Raw genomic sequence first — 25,313 nt, 5'->3', positions numbered from 1 at the left:
CTTCGCATGGTCGGCATATCAGTGGTGATTAGCCGAACCACTATTCTGTGCACCTACACCTGATCAGAAGTCCAGGTTGGACACCGCCAAGGCATTGCTCTCGATGAAGTCACGGCGAGGTTCGACCGCATCACCCATCAGGGTGTTGAAGATCTGGTCTGCGCCAATGGCGTCTTCGATGGTCACGCGCAGCATGCGACGCTGAGCTGGATCCATGGTGGTTTCCCACAACTGATCAGGGTTCATCTCGCCCAGACCTTTGTATCGCTGAATGGTGTGACGCTTGGTGCTTTCCGCCATCAACCAGTCCAAGGCTTCCTTGAACTCCTTGACCGCTTTCTTACGCTCGCCACGTTGAATATAAGCACCATCATCCAGCAGAGTGCTCAACTGCGCGCCAAGGGTCACGACCGTCTTGTAGTCATTACTGCCGAAGAAGTCGCGGTTGAAGGTGACGTAATTCGACAGGCCGTGGGAGATCAATTCAACCTCTGGCAGCCACACATTACGTTCACGGTCTTCACGCAGACTGGCTTTGTACACCAGGCCGGACTTCTCAACAGTGCGCAGGCGTACTTCGTACTGAGCCAGCCAATCTTGCATCGCTGCATGATCACCCAACTGCTCCAGACTTACGGCCGGCAGATAGATGAAGTGCTCGGTCAGTTCCTGAGGGTACAGGCGCGACAGACGCTTAAGGGTCTTCATCACCATGCGGAAGTCGTTAACCAGACGCTCCAACGCCTCACCCGAGATACCCGGCGCTTCGTCGTTCAAGTGCAGGCTGGCATCTTCCAGGGCCGACTGCGTCATGTACTCTTCCATGGCGTCGTCGTCTTTGATGTACTGCTCTTGCTTGCCTTTTTTCACTTTGTACAAAGGCGGCTGCGCGATGTAGATGTAGCCACGCTCGATCAACTCAGGCAACTGACGGAAGAAGAACGTCAGCAGCAAGGTACGGATGTGCGAACCGTCGACGTCAGCATCGGTCATGATGATGATGTTGTGGTAGCGCAGCTTGTCGATGTTGTACTCGTCACGGCCAATACCGCAGCCCAACGCCGTGATCAAGGTGCCAACTTCCTGGGAGGAAATCATCTTGTCGAAGCGGGCCTTCTCGACGTTGAGAATCTTACCTTTCAACGGCAGGATCGCCTGGGTGCGACGGTTACGACCCTGCTTGGCGGAACCGCCAGCAGAGTCACCTTCCACCAGGTATAGCTCGGAGAGGGCGGGGTCCTTCTCCTGGCAGTCAGCCAGCTTGCCTGGCAAGCCAGCAATGTCCAGCGCGCCTTTACGACGGGTCATCTCACGGGCTTTACGCGCCGCTTCGCGAGCACGTGCAGCGTCGATCATCTTGCCGACAACCAGCTTGGCTTCGTTCGGGTTCTCCAGAAGGAAGTCGGAGAAGTACTTACCCATCTCCTGTTCCACGGCGGTCTTCACTTCGGAAGAGACCAGCTTGTCTTTGGTCTGGGAGCTGAACTTAGGATCCGGCACTTTTACCGAGATAATCGCGGTCAGGCCTTCACGCGCATCGTCACCGGTGGTGGCGACTTTGTGCTTCTTGGCCAAGCCTTCGGCTTCGATGTAGGTGTTCAGGTTACGCGTCAGTGCGGAACGGAAACCCACCAAGTGAGTACCGCCGTCGCGCTGTGGAATGTTGTTGGTGAAGCACAACAGGTTCTCGTTGAAGCTGTCGTTCCACTGCAGGGCGATTTCCACGCCGATGCCGTCTTCACGCTGGATGTTGAAGTGGAACACCTGGTTGACCGCAGTCTTGTTGGTGTTCAGGTATTCAACGAACGCACGCAGGCCGCCCTCGTACTTGAACAGTTCTTCCTTGCCGCTGCGCTCGTCCTTGAGGACGATACCCACACCGGAGTTGAGGAAGGACAATTCACGAATACGCTTGGCCAGGATGTCCCAGCTGAAGTGAATATTCTTGAAGGTTTCGTCAGAAGGTTTGAAGTGGATCTGCGTACCGGTAGTTTCACTGTCGCCGACGATTTTCATCGGCTCTTGTGGCACACCATGCACGTAGGTCTGTTCCCAAATCTTGCCACTACGGCGAACGGTCAGGATCAGCTCTTCAGACAGAGCGTTCACTACTGACACGCCTACACCGTGCAAACCGCCGGAGACTTTATAAGAGTTGTCGTCGAACTTACCGCCGGCGTGCAGCACGGTCATGATGACCTCAGCCGCCGAAACGCCTTCTTCTTTGTGCACATCGACCGGAATGCCGCGACCGTTGTCGCGCACCGTGATGGACTCATCCGGGTGGATGATAATGCTGATGTCGTCGCAGTGACCGGCCAAAGCTTCGTCGATGGAGTTGTCGACCACCTCGAACACCATGTGGTGCAGACCGCTACCATCATCGGTGTCGCCGATGTACATACCGGGACGTTTGCGTACGGCATCCAAACCTTTCAGCACTTTAATGCTGGTCGAGTCGTACGTGTTTTCTTCGCTCATGCCTTCACTCCCGATGGTCGTGGGTCTGGGTGATACGGCCCTGTTCCACGTGGAACAAAGCGACTGGCGTTTCCGTCTGCCAGCCTTCCCTCAATAATTCGTGGTCTACACAGGTGATAAACACCTGGCAGCGTAAGTCTTCCAACAAGCGGCATAACGCGCGGCGGTGTTGTTCGTCTAGTTCAGACGGCAAATCATCCACCAGATAAATACACTGGCCGCGCCGGGCTTGGCTAACCAAATGCCCTTGGGCAATCCGCAGCGCACACACCACCAACTTCTGCTGACCACGGGACAAGATATCCGCGGCATTATGTGCGCCTAGTCTAAGGCGCAAATCAGCCCGTTGGGGCCCCGCCTGGGTATGGCCAATCTGCTGATCCCGTTGCAAGGACGTGGCGAGCACTGCGCTCAGTTCACGTTCTTTATCCCAACCACGGTAGTAGCTCAGCGTCAGCCCTTCGAGATCCAACAACTCACTCAAGGTCTGCTCAAAGACTGGTTTCAAGGCTTTGATATAGGCGCGGCGGTATTCATCTATTTCGTCGCTGGCCAGGCACAGTTCCCGGTCCCAGGCCGCTTGCGAAGCGGCGTCAAGTGTACCATGCCGCAGCCACGAGTTCCGCTGCCGCAGGGCCTTCTGCAGGCGCTGCCAAGTGGCCATGAACCGCGGTTCCACATGGAATACTCCCCAATCGAGGAACTGCCTGCGGATTTTCGGCGCACCTTCCAGAAGGCGGAAACTGTCAGGGTTGATCAGTTGCAGCGGCAGAATTTCGGCGAGTTGCGCGGCACTACGGGCATTTTGCCCGTCGATGCGAATTTGAAACTCCCCCTGGCGATCACGAGATATCCCCAGGCTGCTGTGCCCTCCTTCAGCCAATTCGACTTGGCCAAACACCGTGCACGCCAATTGCTCGTACTGAATCACCGGCAACAAGCGAGCGCTGCGAAAGGAGCGTGCCAGGCCCAACAAGTGAATGGCCTCCAGCACACTGGTTTTGCCACTGCCGTTGGCGCCGTGGAGGATATTGATGCGGGGTGATGGGGAGAAGGTCACCGGGTGCAGATTGCGCACCGCGGTGACCGAGACGCGACTGAGGGACATCTAGCTTCTGCTGAGCATGGTTACAGGCGCATCGGCATAACAACGTAAGCCGAGTCGTCGTTGTCGGATTCCTGCACCAGGGCGCTGCTGTTAGAGTCCGACAGAATCAGGCGAACCTGTTCGGTGGTCATCACACCCAGTACGTCCAGCAGGTAGCTCACGTTAAAGCCGATTTCCAGCGAGCCGCCGTTGTAGTCGACACCCACTTCTTCTTCAGCCTCTTCCTGCTCCGGGTTATTGGCCTGAATTTTGAGCTGACCGTTGGCCAGTTGCAGGCGAATACCACGGTACTTTTCGTTCGACAGAATCGCAGTACGGCTGAACGCTTCACGCAGGGCCTGACGATCACCAATCACCAGCTTGTCGCCACCTTTAGGCAGCACGCGCTCGTAATCCGGGAATTTGCCGTCAACCAGCTTAGAGGTGAAGGTGAATTCGCCGGTGGTGGCGCGGATGTGGTGCTGACCCAGGACGATGCTGACATTGCCATCCGGCTCGGTGAGCAAACGCGCGAGCTCAAGAATACCTTTACGCGGCACGATCACCTGGTGACGGTCCGGCTGACCGATATCGGCCTTCATCGAGCACATGGCCAGACGGTGACCGTCGGTGGCAACGGCGCGGATAATGCCTTCCGATACTTCCAGCAACATACCGTTGAGGTAGTAACGCACGTCCTGTTGGGCCATGGCGAAGCTGGTGCGCTCGATCAAACGGCGCAGCTTGCTTTGCTCCAGGCTGCAGGTCAGCGAGCCCGGGCCCTCTTCCACCGTTGGGAAGTCGTTGGCAGGCAACGTCGACAGGGTGAAACGGCTGCGACCGGCCTTGACCACCAGCTTCTGCTCATCAACCTTGATGTCGATCAGCGCGTCGTTGGGCAGGCTCTTGCAGATGTCCATCAGCTTGCGCGCCGGCACAGTGATTTCGCCCGGTTCAGCAGGCTCTTCCAATTGAACACGGCCAACCAGTTCGACTTCCAGGTCGGTACCGGTCAAGGACAATTGCTGGCCTTCGACCACCAGCAATACGTTGGAGAGCACCGGCAAGGTCTGTCGGCGCTCGACGACGCCTGCGACCAGTTGCAGGGGTTTCAACAGGGCTTCGCGTTGAATGGTGAAATGCATGGTCTAGTCCCTTGCCTTAATAAGCTGCGCTGGTGTCATCAAGTAGTCAGTGTACGCAGCAGGTTCTTGTAGTCCTCGCGAATATCCGCGTCGGATTCCTTAAGTTCGTTGATCTTGCGGCACGCGTGCAAGACCGTGGTGTGGTCGCGACCGCCAAACACATCACCGATTTCCGGCAGGCTGTGGTTGGTCAGCTCTTTAGAGAGCGCCATGGCCACCTGACGAGGACGTGCCACCGAGCGCGAGCGGCGCTTGGAGAGCAGGTCGGAAATCTTGATCTTGTAGTACTCAGCCACGGTGCGCTGGATGTTATCCACACTCACCAGCTTGTCTTGCAGTGCCAGCAGGTCTTTCAGGGATTCACGAATCAACTCGATGGTGATGTCGCGACCCATGAAGTGCGAGTGAGCAATGACCCGCTTGAGCGCGCCTTCCAACTCACGCACGTTGGAGCGAATGCGTTGAGCGATGAAGAAAGCGGCATCGTGGGGCAGATCGACTTTCGCTTGGTCGGCCTTTTTCATCAGGATCGCGACACGGGTTTCCAGCTCCGGCGGCTCTACCGCAACGGTCAGGCCCCAGCCAAAGCGCGACTTCAAACGCTCTTCCAGGCCTTCGATTTCCTTCGGATAACGGTCACTGGTCAAGATGACCTGTTGGCCACCTTCGAGCAAAGCGTTAAAGGTGTGGAAAAACTCTTCCTGGGACCGTTCCTTACGCGCGAAGAATTGAATGTCATCGATCAGCAAGGCATCAACCGAGCGATAGAAACGCTTGAACTCGTTGATTGCATTGAGCTGCAAGGCCTTGACCATGTCAGCCACGAAGCGCTCCGAGTGCAGGTACACGACCTTGGCATTCGGGTTCTTCTTTAATAGGTGGTTACCCACAGCATGCATCAAGTGCGTCTTACCCAAGCCAACGCCACCATAAAGGAAGAGCGGGTTGTAACCATGCTTGGGGTTATCGGCCACCTGCCAGGCTGCCGCCCGGGCCAGCTGGTTGGATTTACCTTCGACGAAGTTTTCGAAGGTGAAAGTACGGTTCAAGTAACTGGTGTGCTTGAGCGCACCTTCTACCTGGACGGTACGCTGTTCCGCGCGGACCGGAGCTTGCTGAGAGCTGGCACCGGCCATGGGATCAAAGCTGTCGCGGGACGGCTCTTCATTTATAGGTGCGTTTTTCTGTGACGCCGATTTTGAAGGCGTCTGGGCGACCGGTGCTGATGAGTTATTAACAGGTGCCACTGCTGCCTGAGCCTGAGAGGCACTCGCGGCCAACGGCGCATTCGGCGCAGCACGCGGTGCAGAGCTACGTTTGCTGCCTATTAATAAGGAAAGCACAGGCGCGCGGCCATTACCGTGCTCATCGAGCAATTCGAGAACGCGGCTCAGGTACTTCTCGTTGACCCAATCGAGAACAAAACGATTCGGCGCGTAGATACGCAACTCGTCGCCTTCGGCTTCGACCTGTAGCGGACGGATCCAGGTGTTGAATTGCTGGGCAGGCAGCTCTTCGCGCAAAAGCTCCACGCACTGCTGCCAAAGTTCCACTGACACGGATATCCCCTAAGTTGAAAGCCGGTGAGGCAAAAACAGCCGCCATTGTAGCGGCCAGTCGCCTACTTATCCACACGTAGGTTGCTCACAGGGCACCCAAAATCAATGCGTTAAGCGTAAAAAAGCCGACCAATGGTCTGTGCATAAGCTCTGTGGATAAGCGCACCTAAGCTCGTTGTACAAGTGGGGTCGAAAGTCTGTGGGTAACTGGCCTGTGGATAAAACCCCATTCCACACACAGCTTATCCGACAGCGCAGCACAGGCAGAGCACCGTTTCTCCCCCGTGTTGTCATTCTCTGTACATCAGGTGGAATATGGCCTTAAGGCAGTTATCCACAGAAGATCGCTCCCCTAGCTTTTATAAGCTTTACAGAAAAGCTTTAAATAACTTCCTTCTTTATTTTTATATCTATGGCACTGCTCATGAAAGCCGAGCGAACAGAAACGTGCTGATGGGCCTGAAGAATCTAATTAAAGGAAAAGCTGGTTGGAAATTGACCTAGAGGCTTGCTTTCTCTAGAATCGCCGGTCTCTTAAAACGGGGGCCATTCCGGCCCGTTGTGGACGAACCAGGTAACAACGCCATGAAACGTACTTTCCAACCAAGCACCATCAAACGCGCCCGTACTCACGGCTTCCGTGCTCGCATGGCTACCAAGAACGGCCGTGCTGTCCTGTCGCGTCGCCGCGCCAAAGGTCGTGCGCGTCTGGCAGTTTGATAATCCGGTACTGGTGGTGAGTCAGGACTTCAGTCGGGAAAAGCGTCTGCTTACACCCCGGCACTTCAAGGCAGTCTTTGACTCCCCCACCGGCAAGGTTCCGGGGAAAAATCTCCTGCTCCTTGCGCGTAACAACGATCTGGATCACCCCCGTCTCGGGTTGGTGATTGGCAAGAAGAGCGTAAAGCTCTCCGTTGAGCGCAATCGCCTCAAGCGTCTGATGCGCGAATCGTTTCGCCTCCACCAGGACACTCTGGTTGGTTGGGATATTGTTATCGTCGCGCGCAAAGGCTTGGGGGATGTAGAAAACCCCGAATTGATTCAGCATTTCGGCAAGCTCTGGAAACGTTTGGCGCGTACTAACAAGCCAGCACCAGCAGTCAGCACCGAGACTGTAGGGGTAGACAGCACCAATGCGTAAACTGGCCCTCGTTCCGATCCAGTTTTACCGTTATGCCATTAGTCCTCTGATGGCCGACCACTGTCGTTTCTACCCCAGTTGTTCCTGCTACGCGTTAGAGGCCATAGAAAATCATGGTCTTCTGCGCGGTGGCTGGCTGGCCTTTCGTCGTTTAGGCCGCTGTCATCCGTGGAATCCCGGTGGTTTCGACCCGGTTCCACCTATCCCTACCTCCCGTTCTTCTTCGATGGCCGAGTAATCATGGATATTAAACGCACGATCCTGATCGTCGCCCTGGCAATCGTGTCCTACGTCATGGTTCTTAAGTGGAACCAGGACTACGGCCAAGCTGCCCTGCCGACTCAGAATGTTGCTACCAATCAGGCTGCGCCGGCTATTCCGGACACCCCGTTGGGTAACAATGCGTCCGCGAGTGCCGATGTTCCCAGCGCGAATGGCGAGACAAGCGCCCCTCTAGAAACGCCAGTGGTCACCAACAAAGACCTCATCCACGTGAAAACGGATGTGCTCGACCTGGCTATCGACCCACAAGGTGGTGATATCGCGCAGTTGAAACTGCCGCTGTATCCACGTCGCCAAGACCATCCAGATGTTCCGTTCCAACTGTTCGATAACGGTGGTGAACGTACTTATCTGGCACAAAGTGGCCTGACCGGCACTGACGGTCCGGATGCTCGTGCTACCGGTCGTCCGGTTTATTCGACCGAACAGAAGACTTATCAACTGGCTGATGGCCAGAACCAGCTGAATGTCGACCTGAAATTCAGTCAGGACGGCGTCAACTACATCAAGCGTTTCAGTTTCACCCGTGGTTTGTACGATTTGAAGGTCACTTACCTGATCGACAACGAAAGCGCCAAACCGTGGACGGGCAACCTGTTTGCCCAGCTCAAGCGTGACAACAGTGCCGATCCTTCTTCCAGCACCGCCACCGGCACCGCGACTTACCTGGGCGCCGCCCTGTGGACAAGTAGCGAGCCGTACAAAAAAGTGTCGATGAAAGACATCGACAAGGGCGCGCTGAAAGAAACAGTCCAAGGTGGATGGGTCGCTTGGTTGCAGCACTACTTCGTGACCGCATGGATTCCGAACAAGGGTGAAGCCAACCTGGTTCAAACCCGCAAAGACAGCCAAGGCAACTACATCATTGGTTTTACTGGCCCGGCGTTGACCGTCGCTCCAGGTGCCAAGGCCGAAACCAGCGCCACTCTGTATGCCGGCCCGAAAAGTCAGGCCGTGCTGAAAGAGTTGTCCCCAGGTCTGGAATTGACTGTGGACTACGGCATTCTGTGGTTCATTGCCCAGCCAATCTTCTGGTTGCTGCAACATATCCACAGCATCGTCGGTAACTGGGGCTTCTCGATCATCTTGCTGACCATGCTGATCAAAGGGATCTTCTTCCCTCTGTCTGCAGCCAGCTACAAGTCGATGGCGCGTATGCGTGCCGTGGCTCCGAAACTGGCCGCTCTGAAAGAGCAACATGGCGATGATCGGCAGAAAATGTCGCAGGCCATGATGGAGCTGTACAAGAAAGAGAAGATCAACCCGCTGGGTGGATGCTTGCCGATTCTGGTGCAGATGCCGGTGTTCCTGTCGCTGTACTGGGTACTCCTGGAAAGCGTGGAAATGCGCCAGGCTCCGTTCATGCTGTGGATAACTGACCTGTCGATCAAAGACCCGTTCTTTATCCTGCCGATCATCATGGGCGCAACCATGTTTATCCAGCAGCGCTTGAACCCGACTCCGCCGGACCCGATGCAAGCCAAGGTAATGAAAATGATGCCAATCATCTTCACCTTCTTCTTCCTGTGGTTCCCAGCAGGTCTGGTGCTGTACTGGGTGGTCAACAACTGCCTGTCGATCTCTCAACAGTGGTACATCACACGTAAAATTGAAGCGGCTACCAAAGCTGCGGCATAATTTACTGTGTGGATAACCACTCAAGACGCCCCCTAGTGGGGCGTTTTGCTTTCCGTCACTTTTGTTCTGGAACCTGCTGATGAGCGCTCCTCGTGAAACCATCGCCGCTGTCGCTACCGCTCAAGGTCGTGGCGGTGTGGGTATCGTTCGAATTTCCGGGCCCCTCGCCAGCGTGGCAGCCCAGGCCATCAGCGGCCGCGAGTTGAAACCCCGATACGCTCACTACGGCCCATTTCTGGATGCCGATCACACGGTGCTGGATGAAGGCCTGGCCCTGTATTTTCCTGGGCCAAATTCCTTCACGGGTGAGGATGTACTGGAGTTACAAGGCCACGGCGGCCCGGTTGTATTGGATATGTTGCTACAGCGCTGCCTGCAGTTAGGTTGCCGCCTGGCTCGTCCGGGAGAGTTCAGCGAGCGGGCATTTCTCAACGATAAGCTTGACCTGGCCCAGGCCGAAGCGATTGCTGACCTTATCGAGGCCAGTTCTGCACAAGCGGCGCGCAATGCGCTGCGCTCGCTGCAGGGGGCTTTTTCCATGCGTGTGCACAACCTGACCGAGCAACTGATCAGCTTGCGCATCTACGTTGAAGCAGCCATTGATTTCCCGGAGGAAGAAATCGACTTCCTCGCCGATGGCCATGTCCTGGCAATGCTCGATAAAGTTCGTGATGAGTTATCCACAGTGCTGCGTGAAGCCGGACAGGGCGCATTACTGCGTGACGGCATGACGGTAGTGATTGCCGGTCGTCCGAATGCGGGCAAGTCCAGCCTGCTGAATGCCCTGGCAGGTCGTGAAGCCGCCATCGTTACCGAAATCGCCGGCACCACCCGGGATATATTGCGTGAACATATCCACATCGATGGCATGCCGCTGCACGTGGTTGATACCGCCGGCTTACGCGATACCGATGACCAGGTGGAAAAGATCGGCGTGGAACGCGCACTCAAGGCCATCGGCGAAGCGGATCGGGTGCTGCTGGTGGTGGATGCCACGGCGCCGGAGGCCGTGGATCCTTTTGCCTTGTGGCCGGAATTCCTTGAGCAGCGACCTGACCCGGCCAAAGTGACCTTGATCCGCAACAAGGCGGATCTGACTGGCGAAGCCATCGCCATGGAAACCAGCGAAGATGGCCACGTCACCATCAGCCTGAGTGCCAAGTCGGCCGGCGACGGCCTGGAGTTGTTGCGCGATCATCTCAAGGCCTGCATGGGCTATGAGCAGACCTCGGAAAGCAGCTTCAGTGCACGCCGCAGGCACCTGGAGGCGCTGCGTCATGCCAGCGTGGCGTTGGAGCACGGTCGGGCTCAGCTGACGTTGGCGGGCGCAGGAGAGCTGCTGGCTGAGGATTTACGTCAAGCGCAGCAGCTGCTGGGCGAAATTACCGGTGCATTCAGCTCCGATGATCTTCTGGGAAGGATCTTTTCCAGCTTCTGCATCGGTAAATAACCCTTCGTTGTCCACAGACAGGCCATTCGCGCCTGTCTGTTTCGCCCGCTCCAGGGCATTTCATTCCATATTTTGATTCACCACTGTGCCTATGGCGGCTTTTGTGTGGGCGCTATTTGGGCATGTGGGCAAATTTCTGTGGATTAAGCCCTGTGAATAACCGCCCTTGTGCCCGGTTGATAACAGGGCTTGAAACCTGAGTAAAAACCCCCTTGTGGATAACCACCTGTTTAATCCACAGGCTTAAAGCACTTATCCAAGGGCCTCATTGGCACATGACCACAGACTTTTGAATCGCTGTACACATTGTGAATAAAGGCCTGTAGAGATCTATCCACAGAAAGTAGGCTCAGTAGAAATAAACATAAAAACAAAGATCTTATAAATTTCTTCTCTTTTAATTTCTATTGTCAGTGATTCATCCACAGCTGGTTAAATTTTGTGCAAAGGGTTCTTTAGGAAGGGCTAAGTCCCTATACTTGCCGCCAAAGCTCTAAAACTCTTTCAACAATCAATTCCTGATTACCTAGATAAGCAGGCACGAGGTGCGTGGTGGATTTCCCTTCCCGTTTTGAAGTGATCGTCATCGGCGGCGGTCATGCCGGTACCGAGGCAGCACTGGCCTCAGCACGCATGGGCGTCAAAACCCTGTTGCTGACGCACAACGTGGAAACCCTCGGAGCCATGAGTTGCAACCCTGCCATTGGTGGGATCGGCAAAAGTCATCTGGTCAAAGAAATCGACGCCCTTGGCGGTGTCATGGCCATGGCTACCGACAAAGGTGGTATTCAATTTCGCGTGCTCAACAGCCGCAAAGGCCCGGCCGTACGGGCTACTCGGGCACAGGCAGACCGCATCCTGTACAAGGCCGCGGTACGTGAAACCCTGGAAAACCAGCCGAACCTGTGGATATTTCAGCAAGCAGCGGATGACCTGATCGTCGAACAGGACCAGGTACGCGGTGTTGTCACCCAAATGGGCCTGCGTTTCCTCGCAGAATCCGTGGTGTTGACCACCGGTACGTTCCTTGGCGGACTTATCCACATCGGCATGCAGAATTATTCCGGTGGCCGCGCCGGTGATCCACCGTCGATTGCCTTGGCAAAACGCCTGCGTGAATTGCCGCTGCGTGTTGGCCGCTTGAAAACCGGGACCCCGCCGCGTATCGACGGGCGCTCTGTGGATTTCTCGGTAATGACCGAACAAGCCGGCGATACGCCGATCCCGGTGATGTCGTTCATGGGTTCCAAAGAACAGCACCCGAAACAGGTCAGCTGCTGGATTACCCACACCAACGCCCGGACCCACGAAATCATTGCCGCGAACCTTGATCGTTCGCCGATGTATTCCGGGGTGATTGAAGGTATTGGCCCGCGTTATTGCCCGTCGATCGAAGACAAGATCCACCGCTTTGCCGACAAGGAAAGCCACCAGGTCTTCATCGAACCCGAAGGCTTGACCACCCACGAGCTTTATCCGAACGGGATTTCCACGTCCTTGCCGTTCGACGTGCAAATCCAGATCGTGCAGTCGATTCGTGGCATGGAAAACGCGCACATCGTGCGCCCGGGCTACGCCATCGAGTACGACTACTTCGACCCGCGTGACCTGAAGTACAGCCTCGAAACCAAAGTCATCGGCGGCTTGTTCTTCGCCGGGCAAATCAACGGCACCACCGGTTACGAAGAAGCCGGGGCCCAAGGTTTGCTGGCCGGGACCAACGCAGCGCTGCGTGCGCAGGGCAAAGACAGCTGGTGCCCGCGTCGCGATGAGGCGTACATCGGCGTATTGGTCGACGACCTGATTACCCTGGGTACCCAGGAACCGTACCGGATGTTTACGTCCCGGGCGGAATACCGCCTGATCCTGCGCGAAGACAACGCTGACCTGCGCTTGACCGAAAAAGGTCGCGAGTTGGGCTTGGTCGATGACGCACGCTGGGCCGCTTTCTGCAAAAAACGCGAAAGCATCACGCTGGAAGAGCAGCGCCTGAAAAGTACCTGGGTTCGCCCGGGCACCGAGCAGGGCGACGCGATTGCCGAAAAATTCGGCACGCCGCTGACCCACGAATACAACTTGCTGAACCTGCTGTCCCGTCCGGAAATCGACTACGCTGGTCTGGTCGAAGTGACAGGCCACGGTGCCGAAGACCCACAAGTCGCCGAGCAGGTTGAAATCAAGACCAAGTACGCCGGGTACATCGACCGCCAGCAGGATGAGATCGCTCGCCTGCGCGCCAGTGAAAACACCAAGCTGCCTGTGGATATCGATTACACCGGGATTTCCGGGTTGTCGAAAGAAATTCAAAGCAAGCTGGGGATAACTCGGCCGGAAACATTGGGTCAGGCTTCACGTATTCCCGGCGTCACCCCGGCAGCGATTTCGCTGTTGATGATTCATTTGAAAAAACGCGGCGCGGGCCGTCAGTTGGAGCAAAGCGCTTGAGTTCGTTGGTCACCTCGCAACACGCCGAAGAGTTATCCACAGGTGCACGCCAGTTGGGTGTTGACCTGACTGCAGCCCAGCACGAGTTGCTGCTGGGCTATCTGGCCCTGTTGATCAAATGGAACAAGGCTTACAACCTGACTGCGGTACGCAATCCTGACGAAATGGTTTCCCGACATTTGCTCGACAGCCTGAGCGTGATGCCGTTTATCGAAAACGGTCGCTGGCTCGATGTTGGCAGTGGCGGAGGCATGCCAGGCATTCCGCTGGCCATCCTGTTTCCGGACTCGCAAGTGACGTGCCTGGACAGCAACGGCAAGAAAACCCGCTTCCTGACCCAGGTCAAACTCGAGCTCAAGTTGGATAACCTGCAAGTTATCCACAGCCGGGTCGAAGAGTTCACGCCTGAATTGCCTTTCAATGGAATTGTTTCCCGGGCGTTCAGCAGCATGGAGAACTTCAGTAACTGGACGCGCCATTTGGGCGACCGCGACACCCGCTGGCTGGCAATGAAGGGCGTTCATCCAAGCGACGAGCTGCTAGCATTGCCGGCAGACTTCCACCTCGATAGCGAACACGCCTTGGCCGTACCCGGTTGCCAAGGCCAACGCCATCTGCTGATACTGCGCCGCACGGCATGATTGGGAACACAAGCAAGAATGGCTAAGGTATTCGCGATAGCGAACCAGAAAGGTGGCGTGGGCAAAACCACCACCTGCATCAACCTCGCAGCATCCCTGGTTGCTACCAAGCGCCGGGTGTTGTTGATCGATCTCGATCCACAGGGCAACGCCACCATGGGTAGCGGTGTGGATAAACACGGCCTGGAAAACTCGGTCTACGACTTGCTGATCGGCGAGTGCGACCTGGCCCAGGCCATGCACTACTCCGAACACGGCGGTTATCAACTGCTGCCGGCCAACCGTGATTTGACGGCGGCGGAAGTGGTGCTGCTGGAAATGCAGATGAAAGAAAGCCGTCTGCGCAGCGCCTTGGCGCCGATCCGCGAGAACTACGACTACATTTTGATCGACTGCCCACCGTCGCTGTCGATGCTGACGTTGAACGCATTGGTTGCAGCCGACGGGGTGATTATCCCCATGCAGTGCGAGTACTTCGCGCTCGAAGGTTTGAGTGACCTTGTGGATAACATCAAGCGTATCGCTGAATTGCTCAACCCGAACCTGCAAATCGAAGGCCTGCTGCGCACGATGTATGACCCGCGTCTGAGCCTGATGAACGATGTGTCGGCGCAGCTCAAGGAACACTTTGGCGATCAGCTTTACGACACCGTGATCCCACGTAACATCCGTTTGGCCGAAGCGCCAAGCTATGGCATGCCTGCGCTGGCGTACGACAAATCATCGCGTGGTGCCATTGCCTACCTGGCACTGGCCGGCGAGATGGTTCGCCGTCAACGCCGCAACTCACGCACCGCTGCTGCCCAGCCAACTTAAGGAATCCCCATGGCCGTCAAGAAACGAGGTCTCGGACGTGGACTGGATGCACTGCTGAGTGGTCCGACTGTCACTTCGCTAGAAGAACAAGCGGTGCAGGCCGAAGAGCGCGAGCTGCAACACCTGCCGCTGGACCTGATCCAGCGCGGTAAATACCAGCCACGCCGCGACATGGACCCCCAGGCGCTGGAAGAACTGGCCAATTCGATCAAGGCCCAGGGCGTGATGCAGCCGATCGTGGTACGCCCGATCGGTGGTGGCCGCTTCGAAATCATTGCCGGTGAACGCCGCTGGCGTGCCAGCCAGCAGGCCGGTAAGGAAACCATCCCGGCGATGGTGCGCGATGTGCCAGACGAAACCGCCATTGCCATGGCGTTGATCGAAAACATCCAGCGTGAAGACCTCAACCCGATCGAAGAAGCGATCGCGTTGCAGCGCTTGCAGCAGGAATTTCAGTTGACCCAACAACAAGTGGCCGATGCGGTGGGTAAATCCCGCGTGACTGTGTCCAACTTGTTGCGTTTGATCGCACTGCCGGAAGTTATCAAGACCATGTTGTCCCACGGCGACCTGGAAATGGGTCATGCACGTGCTTTGCTCGGTTTGCCGGAAAATCAACAGGTTGAAGGGGCGCGACACGTTGTCGCACGAGGGCTCACCGTTCGTCAGACCGAGGCCCTGGTTCGCCAGTGGCTGAGCGGCAAACCTGCACCGGTCGAAACGGCCAAACCTGATCCGGATATCGCGCGTCTCGAGCAGCGCCTGGCCGAGCGCCTAGGCTCTGCGGTGCAAATTCGTCATGGCAAGAAAGGCAAAGGGCAATTGGTGATCGGATATAACTCACTCGATGAGCTTCAAGGCGTCCTTGCCCACATCCGCTGAAACATTTGCTTATGTAGCGCGCGATCGGAAAACACTACCCGACAGTTGAATAGGGGCAGAACCGCCCCTATACTCTGCGCGCATTTTGTCGGCACAAATTATGCCAAGTTATTGATTTCCGGCAGCCGACCATTGAGGAGCAAGAGTGATGGAAACCCGCACGCCAAACACGTTGCCGTTCCATCGCTTGGCCGTTTTCCCGGTTTTATTGGCTCAATTTGTCGTTTTGCTGATCGCCGCATTGGCGCTTTGGTATTGGCATGGAGTCGTAGCCGGGTATTCAGGACTCTGCGGAGGCCTGATAGCCTTGCTGCCCAATATGTATTTTGCTCACAGGGCCTTTCGGTTTTCCGGCGCCCGAGCAGCCCAGTCCATCGTCCGGTCTTTTTATGCTGGCGAGGCAGGGAAATTGATTTTGACGGCAGTGCTGTTTGCACTGACCTTTGCAGGTGTGAAGCCATTGGCGCCGCTGGCTGTATTCGGCGTCTTCGTGTTGACCCAACTGGTCAGCTGGTTCGCTCCCCTGCTAATGAAAACAAGACTTTCGAAACCTTAGGGCGTTTGAGGCAACCATGGCAGAAACAACCGCTTCGGGCTATATCCAGCACCACTTGCAGAACCTGACCTTCGGTCAGCTTCCCAACGGCGGCTGGGGCTTCGCCCACACCGCAGCAGAAGCCAAAGAAATGGGCTTCTGGGCATTCCACCTGGATACTCTGGGTTGGTCTGTCGCATTGGGTCTGATCTTCGTCCTGATTTTCCGCATGGCGGCAAAGAAGGCGACTTCCGGTCAGCCAGGTGCTTTACAGAACTTCGTTGAAGTATTGGTCGAATTCGTCGATGGCAGCGTGAAAGACAGCTTCCATGGCCGTAGCCCGGTGATTGCACCGCTGGCACTGACCATCTTCGTCTGGGTGTTCCTGATGAACGCCGTCGACCTGATTCCGGTCGACTGGATTCCTCAGCTGGCCATCCTGATCACCGGCGATCACCACATTCCATTCCGTGCGGTTTCCACCACGGACCCTAACGCCACCCTGGGCATGGCCCTGTCGGTGTTTGCGTTGATCATTTTCTACAGCATCAAGGTCAAGGGCATCGGCGGCTTCATCGGCGAACTGACCCTGCACCCGTTCGGCAGCAAGAACATCTTCGTTCAAGCCCTGCTGATCCCGGTGAACTTCCTGCTGGAGTTCGTGACCCTGGTCGCCAAGCCGATTTCCCTGGCCCTGCGACTGTTCGGCAACATGTACGCCGGCGAGCTGGTATTCATTCTGATCGCTGTGATGTTCGGCAGTGGTCTGCTCTGGCTTAGCGGCCTGGGCATCGTTCTGCAGTGGGCGTGGGCTGTGTTCCACATCCTGATCATCACCCTGCAGGCCTTCATCTTCATGATGCTGACCATCGTCTACCTGTCGATGGCGCACGAAGAGAACCATTAAGACCAGTCTCGACTAGTCTGATGTCCTTCCCGGTAACACGGGAAGGTGGCCCACCAGGGCTATGAAACGATTTGTTTTACCGCTTTAAAATCTAAAAAACCTAAACCATACGACGTAAAAGTCGGGAGGAAAGATGGAAACTGTAGTTGGTCTAACCGCTATCGCTGTTGCACTGTTGATCGGCCTGGGCGCCCTGGGTACTGCCATTGGTTTCGGCCTGCTGGGCGGCAAATTCCTGGAAGGCGCAGCGCGTCAGCCAGAAATGGTCCCAATGCTGCAAGTTAAAATGTTCATCGTCGCCGGCCTGCTCGACGCCGTGACCATGATCGGTGTTGGTATCGCTCTGTTCTTCACCTTCGCGAACCCTTTCGTTGGTCAACTCGCTGGCTAATCACTCGAATTTTTCGAGTTGATTGGGGTGATGGACAACGAATGAGCGAGGTGTTGGCGTGAACATTAATGCAACCCTGATTGGCCAATCCGTTGCGTTCTTCATTTTTGTAGTGTTTTGCATGAAGTTCGTGTGGCCTCCGGTCATCGCGGCTTTGCACGAACGTCAGAAGAAGATCGCGGATGGTTTGGACGCTGCCACCCGTGCAGCTCGCGACCTGGAGTTGGCCCAAGAGAAAGCGGGTCATCAACTGCGCGAAGCTAAAGCACAGGCAGCTGAAATCATTGAGCAAGCCAAGAAACGCGGTAACCAGATCGTCGAAGAGGCTGTTGATAAAGCCCGCGTCGAAGCTGACCGTGTGAAGGCTTCGGCTCATGCCGAGATCGAACAGGAACTGAACGGCGTCAAAGACGCGCTGCGTGCCCAACTGGGTGCTCTGGCGGTCGGCGGTGCTGAGAAGATCCTCGGTGCCACAATCGATCAAAACGCGCACGCGGAGCTGGTTAACAAACTGGCTGCTGAAATTTAAGCGAGGGCGATCATGGCAGAACTGACCACGTTGGCCCGACCTTATGCTAAGGCAGCCTTCGAGCACGCCCAGGCCCACCAGCAGCTGGCCTCTTGGTCAGCCATGCTCGGCCTGGCTGCAGCAGTGTCGCAAGACGACACCATGCAGCGCGTGCTCAAGGCCCCGCGCCTGACGAGCGCAGACAAGGCCGCCACTTTTATTGAAGTGTGCGGCGACAAGTTTGATGTGAAAGTGCAGAACTTCATTCACGTCGTTGCCGAAAACGACCGTCTCCCGCTTTTGCCGGAGATTGCCGCTCTGTTCGACCTGTACAAGGCCGAAGAAGAGAAATCGGTAGACGTTGAAGTGACCAGTGCTTTCGCATTGAACCAAGAACAGCAAGACAAACTCGCCAAGGTTCTCAGTGCACGACTCAATCGGGAAGTGCGCCTGCAAGCTACGGAGGACGCATCCCTGATTGGTGGTGTCGTTATCCGCGCCGGCGACCTGGTTATCGATGGCTCGATTCGCGGCAAAATCGCGAAACTTGCCGAAGCATTGAAATCTTGAGTTTGAAGGGGCAGCAGAGCAATGCAGCAACTCAATCCTTCCGAAATAAGTGAAATTATCAAGGGCCGCATCGACAAGCTCGATGTGACCTCCCAAGCCCGTAACGAAGGCACTGTCGTCAGCGTATCTGACGGCATCGTGCGGATTCACGGTCTGGCCGACGTAATGTACGGCGAGATGATCGAGTTTCCGGGCGGCGTCTACGGTATGGCCCTCAACCTGGAGCAAGACTCCGTAGGTGCCGTTGTATTGGGCGCGTACACCAGTCTGGCTGAAGGCATGAGCGCCAAGTGCACCGGCCGCATCCTGGAGGTTCCGGTTGGTAAGGAACTGCTGGGTCGCGTAGTCGACGCACTGGGTAACCCTGTTGACGGTAAAGGTCCACTGGGCAACACCGAGACCGACGCGGTCGAGAAAGTTGCTCCAGGCGTGATCTGGCGTAAGTCGGTAGACCAGCCTGTACAGACTGGCTACAAGGCTGTCGATGCCATGATCCCAGTCGGCCGTGGCCAGCGTGAGCTGATCATCGGTGACCGTCAGATCGGTAAAACCGCTCTGGCGATCGACGCGATCATCAACCAGAAGAACAGCGGCATTTTCTGCGTCTACGTAGCTATTGGTCAGAAGCAATCGACCATCGCCAACGTGGTTCGCAAGCTGGAAGAAAACGGCGCCCTGGCCAACACGATCATCGTGGCTGCCAGTGCTTCGGAATCTCCTGCGCTGCAATTCCTGGCACCGTACTCCGGTTGCACCATGGGTGAATTCTTCCGCGACCGCGGTGAAGACGCGCTGATCGTTTATGACGATCTGTCCAAGCAAGCAGTGGCTTACCGCCAGATTTCCCTGCTGCTGCGCCGTCCACCAGGCCGTGAAGCTTACCCAGGCGACGTGTTCTATCTCCACTCCCGTCTGCTGGAGCGTGCATCCCGCGTTTCGGAAGAATACGTAGAGAAGTTCACCAACGGCGCAGTGACCGGCAAAACCGGTTCCCTGACCGCACTGCCGATCATCGAAACCCAGGCTGGCGACGTTTCCGCGTTCGTTCCGACCAACGTGATTTCCATCACCGACGGTCAGATCTTCCTGGAATCGGCCATGTTCAACTCCGGGATCCGTCCTGCTGTGAACGCCGGTGTTTCGGTATCCCGTGTGGGTGGTGCCGCTCAGACCAAGATCATCAAGAAGCTCTCCGGTGGTATCCGTACCGCTCTGGCTCAGTACCGTGAACTGGCGGCATTCGCCCAGTTCGCTTCTGACCTGGACGAAGCGACCCGTAAGCAACTTGAGCATGGTCAGCGCGTTACCGAGCTGATGAAGCAGAAGCAATACGCCCCAATGTCGATCGCTGACATGGCGTTGTCGCTGTATGCCGCTGAGCGTGGGTTCCTGACCGACGTTGAAATCACCAAGATCGGCAGCTTCGAACAAGCGCTGATTGCTTACTTCAACCGCGATCACGCCGAATTGATGGCGAAGATCAACGTGAAGGGTGACTTCAATGACGATATCGACGCTGGCATGAAAGCCGGTATCGAGAAGTTCAAGGCCACCCAAACCTGGTAAGCCGCAGCGGGAGCCGCAAGGCTCCCGCTTGCTAACCTGATAGGTGTTACATGGCAGGCGCAAAAGAGATTCGCAGTAAGATTGCGAGCATCAAAAGCACGCAAAAAATTACCAGCGCCATGGAAAAAGTGGCGGTCAGCAAAATGCGCAAGGCACAAATGCGCATGGCTGCTAGCCGTCCTTATGCGGAGCGTATCCGCCAGGTAATTGGGCATCTGGCCAACGCCAACCCGGAATACCGCCACCCGTTCATGATCGACCGCGAAGTTAAGCGTGTGGGTTATGTGGTAGTGAGCAGTGACCGTGGTTTGTGCGGTGGTTTGAATACCAACCTGTTCAAGGCCCTGGTCAAGGACATGGCGGTAAACCGCGAAAAGGGCGTCGAGATCGATCTGTGTGTTGTTGGTAGCAAGGGTGCGGCCTTTTTCCGCAACTTCGGCGGTAACGTCGTTGCAGCTATCAGCCACCTGGGTGAAGAGCCGTCGATCAATGATTTGATCGGCAGTGTGAAGGTGATGCTGGATGCGTACCTGGAAGGCCGGATTGACCGCCTGTCCGTGGTATCCAACAAGTTCATCAACACCATGACCCAGCAGCCAACCGTGGAGCAGTTGATTCCACTGGTGGCGACTCCGGATCAGGAACTCAAGCACCACTGGGACTACCTCTACGAACCAGACGCCAAAGAGCTGCTTGACGGCTTGATGGTGCGCTACGTGGAGTCGCAGGTGTACCAGGCGGTGGTCGAGAACAACGCAGCTGAACAAGCGGCGCGGATGATCGCGATGAAAAACGCTACCGATAACGCCGGTGATCTGATCAGCGATTTGCAGCTGATCTACAACAAGGCGCGTCAGGCTGCGATCACCCAAGAGATCTCGGAAATCGTCGGCGGCGCTGCCGCGGTTTAACGGTTCAAATATTCAGAGGATCCAGCTATGAGTAGCGGACGTATCGTTCAAATCATCGGCGCCGTTATCGACGTGGAATTTCCACGCGACAGCGTACCGAGCATCTACAACGCTTTGAAAGTACAAAGCGATGCAGGCACCACTCTGGAAGTTCAGCAGCAGCTGGGCGACGGCGTGGTTCGTACCATTGCAATGGGTTCCACCGAAGGCTTGAAGCGCGGTCTGGATGTTCTGGACACTGGCGCTGCCATCTCCGTACCGGTCGGTAAAGCGACCCTGGGCCGGATCATGGACGTACTGGGCAACCCGATTGACGAAGCTGGCCCGATCGATACCGAAGAGCGCTGGGGCATTCACCGTCCGGCACCTTCGTTCGCCGAGCAAGCGGGCGGCAACGATCTGCTGGAAACCGGCATCAAGGTTATCGACCTGGTTTGCCCGTTCGCCAAAGGCGGTAAAGTCGGTCTGTTCGGTGGTGCCGGTGTAGGCAAAACCGTAAACATGATGGAACTGATCCGTAACATCGCCATCGAGCACAGCGGTTATTCCGTGTTCGCCGGTGTGGGTGAGCGTACTCGTGAGGGTAACGACTTCTACCACGAGATGAAGGACTCCAACGTTCTGGACAAAGTGGCACTGGTTTACGGTCAGATGAACGAGCCGCCGGGTAACCGTCTGCGCGTAGCACTGACTGGCCTGACCATGGCCGAGAAGTTCCGTGACGAAGGTAACGACGTTCTGCTGTTCGTCGACAACATCTACCGTTACACCCTGGCCGGTACTGAAGTATCCGCACTGCTGGGCCGTATGCCTTCGGCAGTAGGTTACCAGCCGACCCTGGCTGAAGAGATGGGCGTTCTGCAAGAACGTATCACTTCGACCAAAGAAGGTTCGATCACCTCGATCCAAGCGGTATACGTACCTGCGGATGACTTGACCGACCCGTCGCCAGCGACCACCTTCGCCCACTTGGACGCCACCGTCGTTCTGTCCCGTGACATCGCTTCCCTGGGTATCTACCCAGCGGTCGATCCACTCGACTCGACTTCGCGCCAGCTGGACCCGAACGTGATCGGCCAGGAGCACTACGACACCGCTCGCGGCGTTCAGTACGTGCTGCAGCGTTACAAAGAACTGAAGGACATCATTGCGATCCTGGGTATGGACGAGCTGTCGGAAGCCGACAAGCAGTTGGTAAACCGTGCTCGTAAGATCCAGCGTTTCTTGTCGCAGCCGTTCTTCGTGGCTGAAGTCTTCACCGGTGCCTCGGGTAAATACGTTTCCCTGAAAGACACCATTGCTGGCTTCAAAGGCATCCTCAACGGTGACTACGACCACCTGCCAGAACAAGCGTTCTACATGGTCGGCGGCATCGAAGAAGCGATCGAGAAAGCCAAGAAACTGTAATCCCGGCGCCCGGCAACGGGCGCTCATCAGGTTGAGGCAATCAGATGGCTATGACAGTCCATTGCGATATCGTCAGCGCGGAAGGGGAAATCTTCTCCGGTCTGGTAGAAATGGTGATTGCACACGGCGAACTCGGTGACCTGGGTATTGCCATGGGCCACGCGCCATTGATCACCAGCTTGAAGCCAGGTCCGATCACTCTGACCAAGCAAGGCGGGGAAAAGGAGGTGTTTTACATCTCCGGTGGTTTCCTCGAGGTTCAGCCGAACATGGTCAAGGTACTTGCCGATACCGTGCAACGTGCTGGCGACCTGGATGAAGCCTCCGCTCAGGAAGCCGTCAAGGCTGCCGAGAAGGCCCTGAACGAAAAGGGCGCGGACTTCGACTACAGCGCTGCTGCTGTACGTCTGGCCGAAGCTGCAGCTCAGCTGCGCACGCTCCAGCAGATCCGCAAGAAGTAAGCGGCCCAGCCGCCATGCTTCAAGCGCGATTGATTAAAAAGGGTAGCCTCGGCTACCCTTTTTCTTTTTTAGCAAAACACTTCTCAGGTCTGAAGCCGGACCGCCCAGGATTGGTAGCCATTCATGTCTCTTGAAATTGTCATCCTCGCCGCAGGCCAGGGCACCCGCATGCGTTCGGCCCTGCCCAAGGTGCTGCACCCCGTAGCAGGCAACTCCATGCTTGGCCATGTTATCCACAGCGCCCGGCAACTGGACCCGCAGCGTATTCATGTGGTGATTGGCCACGGTGCCGATGTGGTGCGTGAACGCCTGGCTGCGCAGGACCTGAATTTCGTATTGCAGGACAAACAACTCGGTACCGGCCACGCCACCGCGCAAGCCGTGCCGTTCATCAGTGCCGATACTGTGCTGATTCTTTATGGCGACGTGCCGCTGATCGAAGTGGAAACCCTGCAACGCCTGCTCAAGCACGTAGTCCCTGGCCAGATGGGCCTGCTCACCGTCGAGCTGGATGACCCTACCGGCTATGGCCGCATCGTGCGCGATGCCGACGGCAAGGTTGCGGCCATCGTTGAACACAAAGATGCCACTGAAGCCCAGCGTGCTATTACCGAAGGCAACACCGGCATTCTCGCCGTCCCTGCCAACAAGCTTGCTGACTGGATGAGCCGACTGTCCAACAACAACGTCCAGGGCGAGTATTACCTCACCGACGTCATCGAAATGGCCGTGAGCGATGGCCTGCTGGTTGCCACCGAGCAGCCCCACGACCCGATGGAAGTGCAGGGCGCCAACGACCGCAAGCAGCTTGCAGAACTGGAGCGCCACTACCAATTGCGCGAAGGCCGCCGCCTGATGGCGCAAGGGGTGACCTTGCGCGACCCGGCGCGTTTTGATGTACGCGGTGAGGTTACTGTCGGCCGCGACGTGCTGATTGATATCAACGTGATCCTCGAAGGCCGCGTGATCATTGAAGACGACGTGGTGATTGGCCCGAACTGCGTGATCAAGGACAGCACCCTGCGCAAGGGCGTGGTGGTCAAAGCCAACAGCCATATTGAAGGTGCGGTGATGGGCGAGGGCAGCGATGCCGGTCCATTTGCGCGGTTGCGTCCGGGCAGCGTGCTCGGCGCCAGGGCACATGTGGGTAATTTCGTCGAACTGAAAAATGCGCGTATGGGCGACGATGCCAAGGCCGGCCACCTGGCCTATCTGGGTGATGCGGTCATCGGTGCTCGCAGCAACATCGGCGCAGGTGCAATCACCTGCAACTACGATGGCGCCAACAAGTATCAGACGACGATTGGTGAGGATGTATTCATTGGCTCGAATAACTCGCTGATTGCACCCGTCACCATCGGCGATGGATCCAACACTGCTGCGGGCTCCACCATCAATCAGGATGTGGATAAGTCTCAACTGGCAGTGGCGCGAGCCCGCCAGCGCAACATCGACGGTTGGAAACGCCCGGTCAAAATCAAAAAGACCTGAGTTATCCACAGAGTCGAAATCAGCACAGTTCAAATGTGGGAGCGGGCTTGCTCGCGAAAGCGTCGGGTCAGGCACTGAAAAGTTGACTGACACACCGCATTCGCGAGCAAGCTCGCTCCCACATTTTGCTCAGTGTTGTGTCAAAAAGACTTTTCGATCTGCTTGACGATTTCCTGCCAATAGGTTTTGATTGCCTTCGTTATCTTTCGAAACGAAACTTAAGATCATCATGTCGAAACGAAATACACCTCAACGACGCCACAACATTCTGACGATGCTCAATGAACAGGGCGAAGTCAGCGTGGACGAATTGGCCAAGCGTTTCGAAACCTCGGAAGTGACCATCCGCAAGGACTTGGCCGCTCTGGAGAGCAACGGCCTGTTGCTGCGCCGTTACGGTGGCGCGATCACCATGCCCCAGGAACTGGTGGGCGATGCCGCCCAGCCCATTTCGGCCTACAAGCGCGCCATCGCCCGTGCAGCCGTCATGCGTCTACGTGAACACGCGCGCATCATCATCGACAGCGGCAGCACCACCGCCGCCATGATCCCTGAGCTGGGCCACCAGCCGGGTCTGGTCGTAATGACCAACTCCCTCCACGTGGCCAGCGCCTTGAGCGAACTGGAACACGAGCCGGTGCTGTTGATGACGGGCGGCACCTGGGACCCGCATTCGGATTCGTTCCAGGGCCAGGTCGCCGAGCAAGTGCTGCGTTCCTACGACTTTGATCAATTGTTCATCGGCGCTGACGGCATCGATTTGGAGCGCGGTACTACCACCTTCAACGAATTGTTGGGCCTGAGCCGTGTGATGGCCGAGGTCGCGCGTGAAGTGGTGGTGATGGTCGAATCCGACAAGATTGGCCGCAAGATTCCCAACCTGGAACTGCCCTGGAGCAGCGTCCATACCCTTATCACCGATGATCGCCTGCCGCTTGAGGCCCGCGACCAGATTCAAGCCCGCGGCATTACGCTGATATGCGCGGCAATCATCTAGGA

The 25,313-nt window shown here is 56.5% G+C and carries 24 protein-coding genes; 20 read left to right on the top strand and 4 right to left on the bottom strand.

The window, feature by feature from the left end; genetic code table 11:
- Nucleotides 1-63: 63 nt before the first annotated feature.
- The 4 genes from gyrB to dnaA are packed head-to-tail and all read right to left on the bottom strand — an operon-like array spanning nt 64 to nt 6,272.
- Nucleotides 64-2,481 (bottom strand): DNA topoisomerase (ATP-hydrolyzing) subunit B, encoded by a 2,418-nt coding sequence (gene gyrB / locus ACLBW8_RS10025; protein ID WP_447805275.1) that lies wholly within the window; start codon nt 2,479-2,481, stop codon nt 64-66.
- 4 nt (nt 2,482-2,485) lie between these two features.
- Nucleotides 2,486-3,589 (bottom strand): DNA replication/repair protein RecF, encoded by a 1,104-nt coding sequence (recF, locus tag ACLBW8_RS10020; RefSeq protein WP_064449986.1) that lies wholly within the window; start codon nt 3,587-3,589, stop codon nt 2,486-2,488.
- Nucleotides 3,590-3,609: 20 nt separating this feature from the next.
- Nucleotides 3,610-4,713 (bottom strand): DNA polymerase III subunit beta, encoded by a 1,104-nt coding sequence (dnaN, locus tag ACLBW8_RS10015; RefSeq protein ID WP_053258802.1) that lies wholly within the window; start codon nt 4,711-4,713, stop codon nt 3,610-3,612.
- Between the two features lie 38 nt (nt 4,714-4,751).
- The gene (dnaA, locus tag ACLBW8_RS10010; protein WP_447805274.1) at nt 4,752-6,272 is read right to left on the bottom strand and encodes a chromosomal replication initiator protein DnaA; all 1,521 of its coding nucleotides are present in this window, start codon (nt 6,270-6,272) and stop codon (nt 4,752-4,754) included.
- A gap of 585 nt (nt 6,273-6,857) precedes the next feature.
- Here dnaA and rpmH point away from each other — a divergent pair.
- The 20 genes from rpmH (at nt 6,858) to ACLBW8_RS09910 (ending at nt 25,311) form a co-directional block, all read left to right on the top strand.
- Complete coding sequence (rpmH, locus tag ACLBW8_RS10005; protein WP_003213577.1) at nt 6,858-6,992, top strand: 50S ribosomal protein L34; 135 nt, start codon at nt 6,858-6,860, stop codon at nt 6,990-6,992.
- 16 nt (nt 6,993-7,008) lie between these two features.
- A complete protein-coding gene (rnpA, locus tag ACLBW8_RS10000) occupies nt 7,009-7,413 on the top strand; it encodes a ribonuclease P protein component (protein WP_026013533.1) in 405 nt (134 codons plus the stop codon).
- A complete protein-coding gene (yidD, locus tag ACLBW8_RS09995) occupies nt 7,406-7,651 on the top strand; it encodes a membrane protein insertion efficiency factor YidD (protein ID WP_073636650.1) in 246 nt (81 codons plus the stop codon). Before rnpA ends, yidD begins: the two co-directional genes overlap by 8 nt.
- 2 nt (nt 7,652-7,653) lie before the next feature.
- Nucleotides 7,654-9,333, top strand: coding sequence for a membrane protein insertase YidC (gene yidC, locus ACLBW8_RS09990; RefSeq protein ID WP_064454828.1), 1,680 nt, complete (start codon nt 7,654-7,656; stop codon nt 9,331-9,333).
- Between the two features lie 79 nt (nt 9,334-9,412).
- Entirely contained in the window at nt 9,413-10,783 is a 1,371-nt protein-coding gene (gene mnmE, locus ACLBW8_RS09985; RefSeq protein ID WP_259763285.1) for a tRNA uridine-5-carboxymethylaminomethyl(34) synthesis GTPase MnmE, read from the top strand.
- A gap of 552 nt (nt 10,784-11,335) precedes the next feature.
- Complete coding sequence (mnmG, locus tag ACLBW8_RS09980; protein WP_064455033.1) at nt 11,336-13,228, top strand: tRNA uridine-5-carboxymethylaminomethyl(34) synthesis enzyme MnmG; 1,893 nt, start codon at nt 11,336-11,338, stop codon at nt 13,226-13,228.
- Complete coding sequence (rsmG, locus tag ACLBW8_RS09975; RefSeq protein WP_064454826.1) at nt 13,225-13,869, top strand: 16S rRNA (guanine(527)-N(7))-methyltransferase RsmG; 645 nt, start codon at nt 13,225-13,227, stop codon at nt 13,867-13,869. Before mnmG ends, rsmG begins: the two co-directional genes overlap by 4 nt.
- An 18-nt stretch (nt 13,870-13,887) precedes the next feature.
- On the top strand, nt 13,888-14,685 hold the full coding sequence (locus ACLBW8_RS09970; RefSeq protein WP_017477894.1) for a ParA family protein: 798 nt from the start codon (nt 13,888-13,890) through the stop codon (nt 14,683-14,685).
- Between the two features lie 9 nt (nt 14,686-14,694).
- Nucleotides 14,695-15,567: a ParB/RepB/Spo0J family partition protein gene (locus ACLBW8_RS09965; RefSeq protein ID WP_064454825.1), complete on the top strand. Its 873-nt coding sequence runs from the start codon at nt 14,695-14,697 to the stop codon at nt 15,565-15,567.
- Nucleotides 15,568-15,715: 148 nt separating this feature from the next.
- Nucleotides 15,716-16,123 (top strand): F0F1 ATP synthase subunit I, encoded by a 408-nt coding sequence (locus ACLBW8_RS09960; protein ID WP_053258796.1) that lies wholly within the window; start codon nt 15,716-15,718, stop codon nt 16,121-16,123.
- Nucleotides 16,124-16,139: 16 nt separating this feature from the next.
- A complete protein-coding gene (atpB, locus tag ACLBW8_RS09955; protein ID WP_053258795.1) occupies nt 16,140-17,009 on the top strand; it encodes a F0F1 ATP synthase subunit A in 870 nt (289 codons plus the stop codon).
- Between the two features lie 133 nt (nt 17,010-17,142).
- Nucleotides 17,143-17,400, top strand: a complete 258-nt coding sequence (gene atpE, locus ACLBW8_RS09950; RefSeq protein ID WP_002555987.1) for a F0F1 ATP synthase subunit C — start codon at nt 17,143-17,145, stop codon at nt 17,398-17,400.
- Nucleotides 17,401-17,458: 58 nt separating this feature from the next.
- Nucleotides 17,459-17,929 (top strand): F0F1 ATP synthase subunit B, encoded by a 471-nt coding sequence (locus ACLBW8_RS09945; RefSeq protein ID WP_016970692.1) that lies wholly within the window; start codon nt 17,459-17,461, stop codon nt 17,927-17,929.
- Between the two features lie 12 nt (nt 17,930-17,941).
- Nucleotides 17,942-18,478 carry a F0F1 ATP synthase subunit delta gene (locus ACLBW8_RS09940; RefSeq protein WP_064454824.1) on the top strand — a complete coding sequence of 179 codons (537 nt, stop codon included), beginning with the start codon at nt 17,942-17,944 and terminating at the stop codon, nt 18,476-18,478.
- Nucleotides 18,479-18,499: 21 nt separating this feature from the next.
- Nucleotides 18,500-20,044, top strand: a complete 1,545-nt coding sequence (atpA, locus tag ACLBW8_RS09935; protein ID WP_053258793.1) for a F0F1 ATP synthase subunit alpha — start codon at nt 18,500-18,502, stop codon at nt 20,042-20,044.
- Between the two features lie 50 nt (nt 20,045-20,094).
- Nucleotides 20,095-20,955, top strand: a complete 861-nt coding sequence (atpG, locus tag ACLBW8_RS09930) for a F0F1 ATP synthase subunit gamma (RefSeq protein ID WP_010207685.1) — start codon at nt 20,095-20,097, stop codon at nt 20,953-20,955.
- Between the two features lie 27 nt (nt 20,956-20,982).
- Nucleotides 20,983-22,362: a F0F1 ATP synthase subunit beta gene (atpD, locus tag ACLBW8_RS09925; protein WP_064454823.1), complete on the top strand. Its 1,380-nt coding sequence runs from the start codon at nt 20,983-20,985 to the stop codon at nt 22,360-22,362.
- Between the two features lie 44 nt (nt 22,363-22,406).
- Nucleotides 22,407-22,823 carry a F0F1 ATP synthase subunit epsilon gene (locus ACLBW8_RS09920; RefSeq protein WP_003177061.1) on the top strand — a complete coding sequence of 139 codons (417 nt, stop codon included), beginning with the start codon at nt 22,407-22,409 and terminating at the stop codon, nt 22,821-22,823.
- Between the two features lie 123 nt (nt 22,824-22,946).
- A complete protein-coding gene (gene glmU / locus ACLBW8_RS09915) occupies nt 22,947-24,314 on the top strand; it encodes a bifunctional UDP-N-acetylglucosamine diphosphorylase/glucosamine-1-phosphate N-acetyltransferase GlmU (RefSeq protein ID WP_447805273.1) in 1,368 nt (455 codons plus the stop codon).
- Nucleotides 24,315-24,540: 226 nt separating this feature from the next.
- On the top strand, nt 24,541-25,311 hold the full coding sequence (locus tag ACLBW8_RS09910; protein WP_208604482.1) for a DeoR/GlpR family DNA-binding transcription regulator: 771 nt from the start codon (nt 24,541-24,543) through the stop codon (nt 25,309-25,311).
- The last annotated feature ends 2 nt before the right edge of the window (nt 25,312-25,313 follow it).

This window comes from Pseudomonas sp. M5A4_2d (assembly GCF_053345295.1).
Note: the sequence above shows the minus strand (reverse complement) of the source record. Positions and strands in the feature narration are given on the sequence as shown.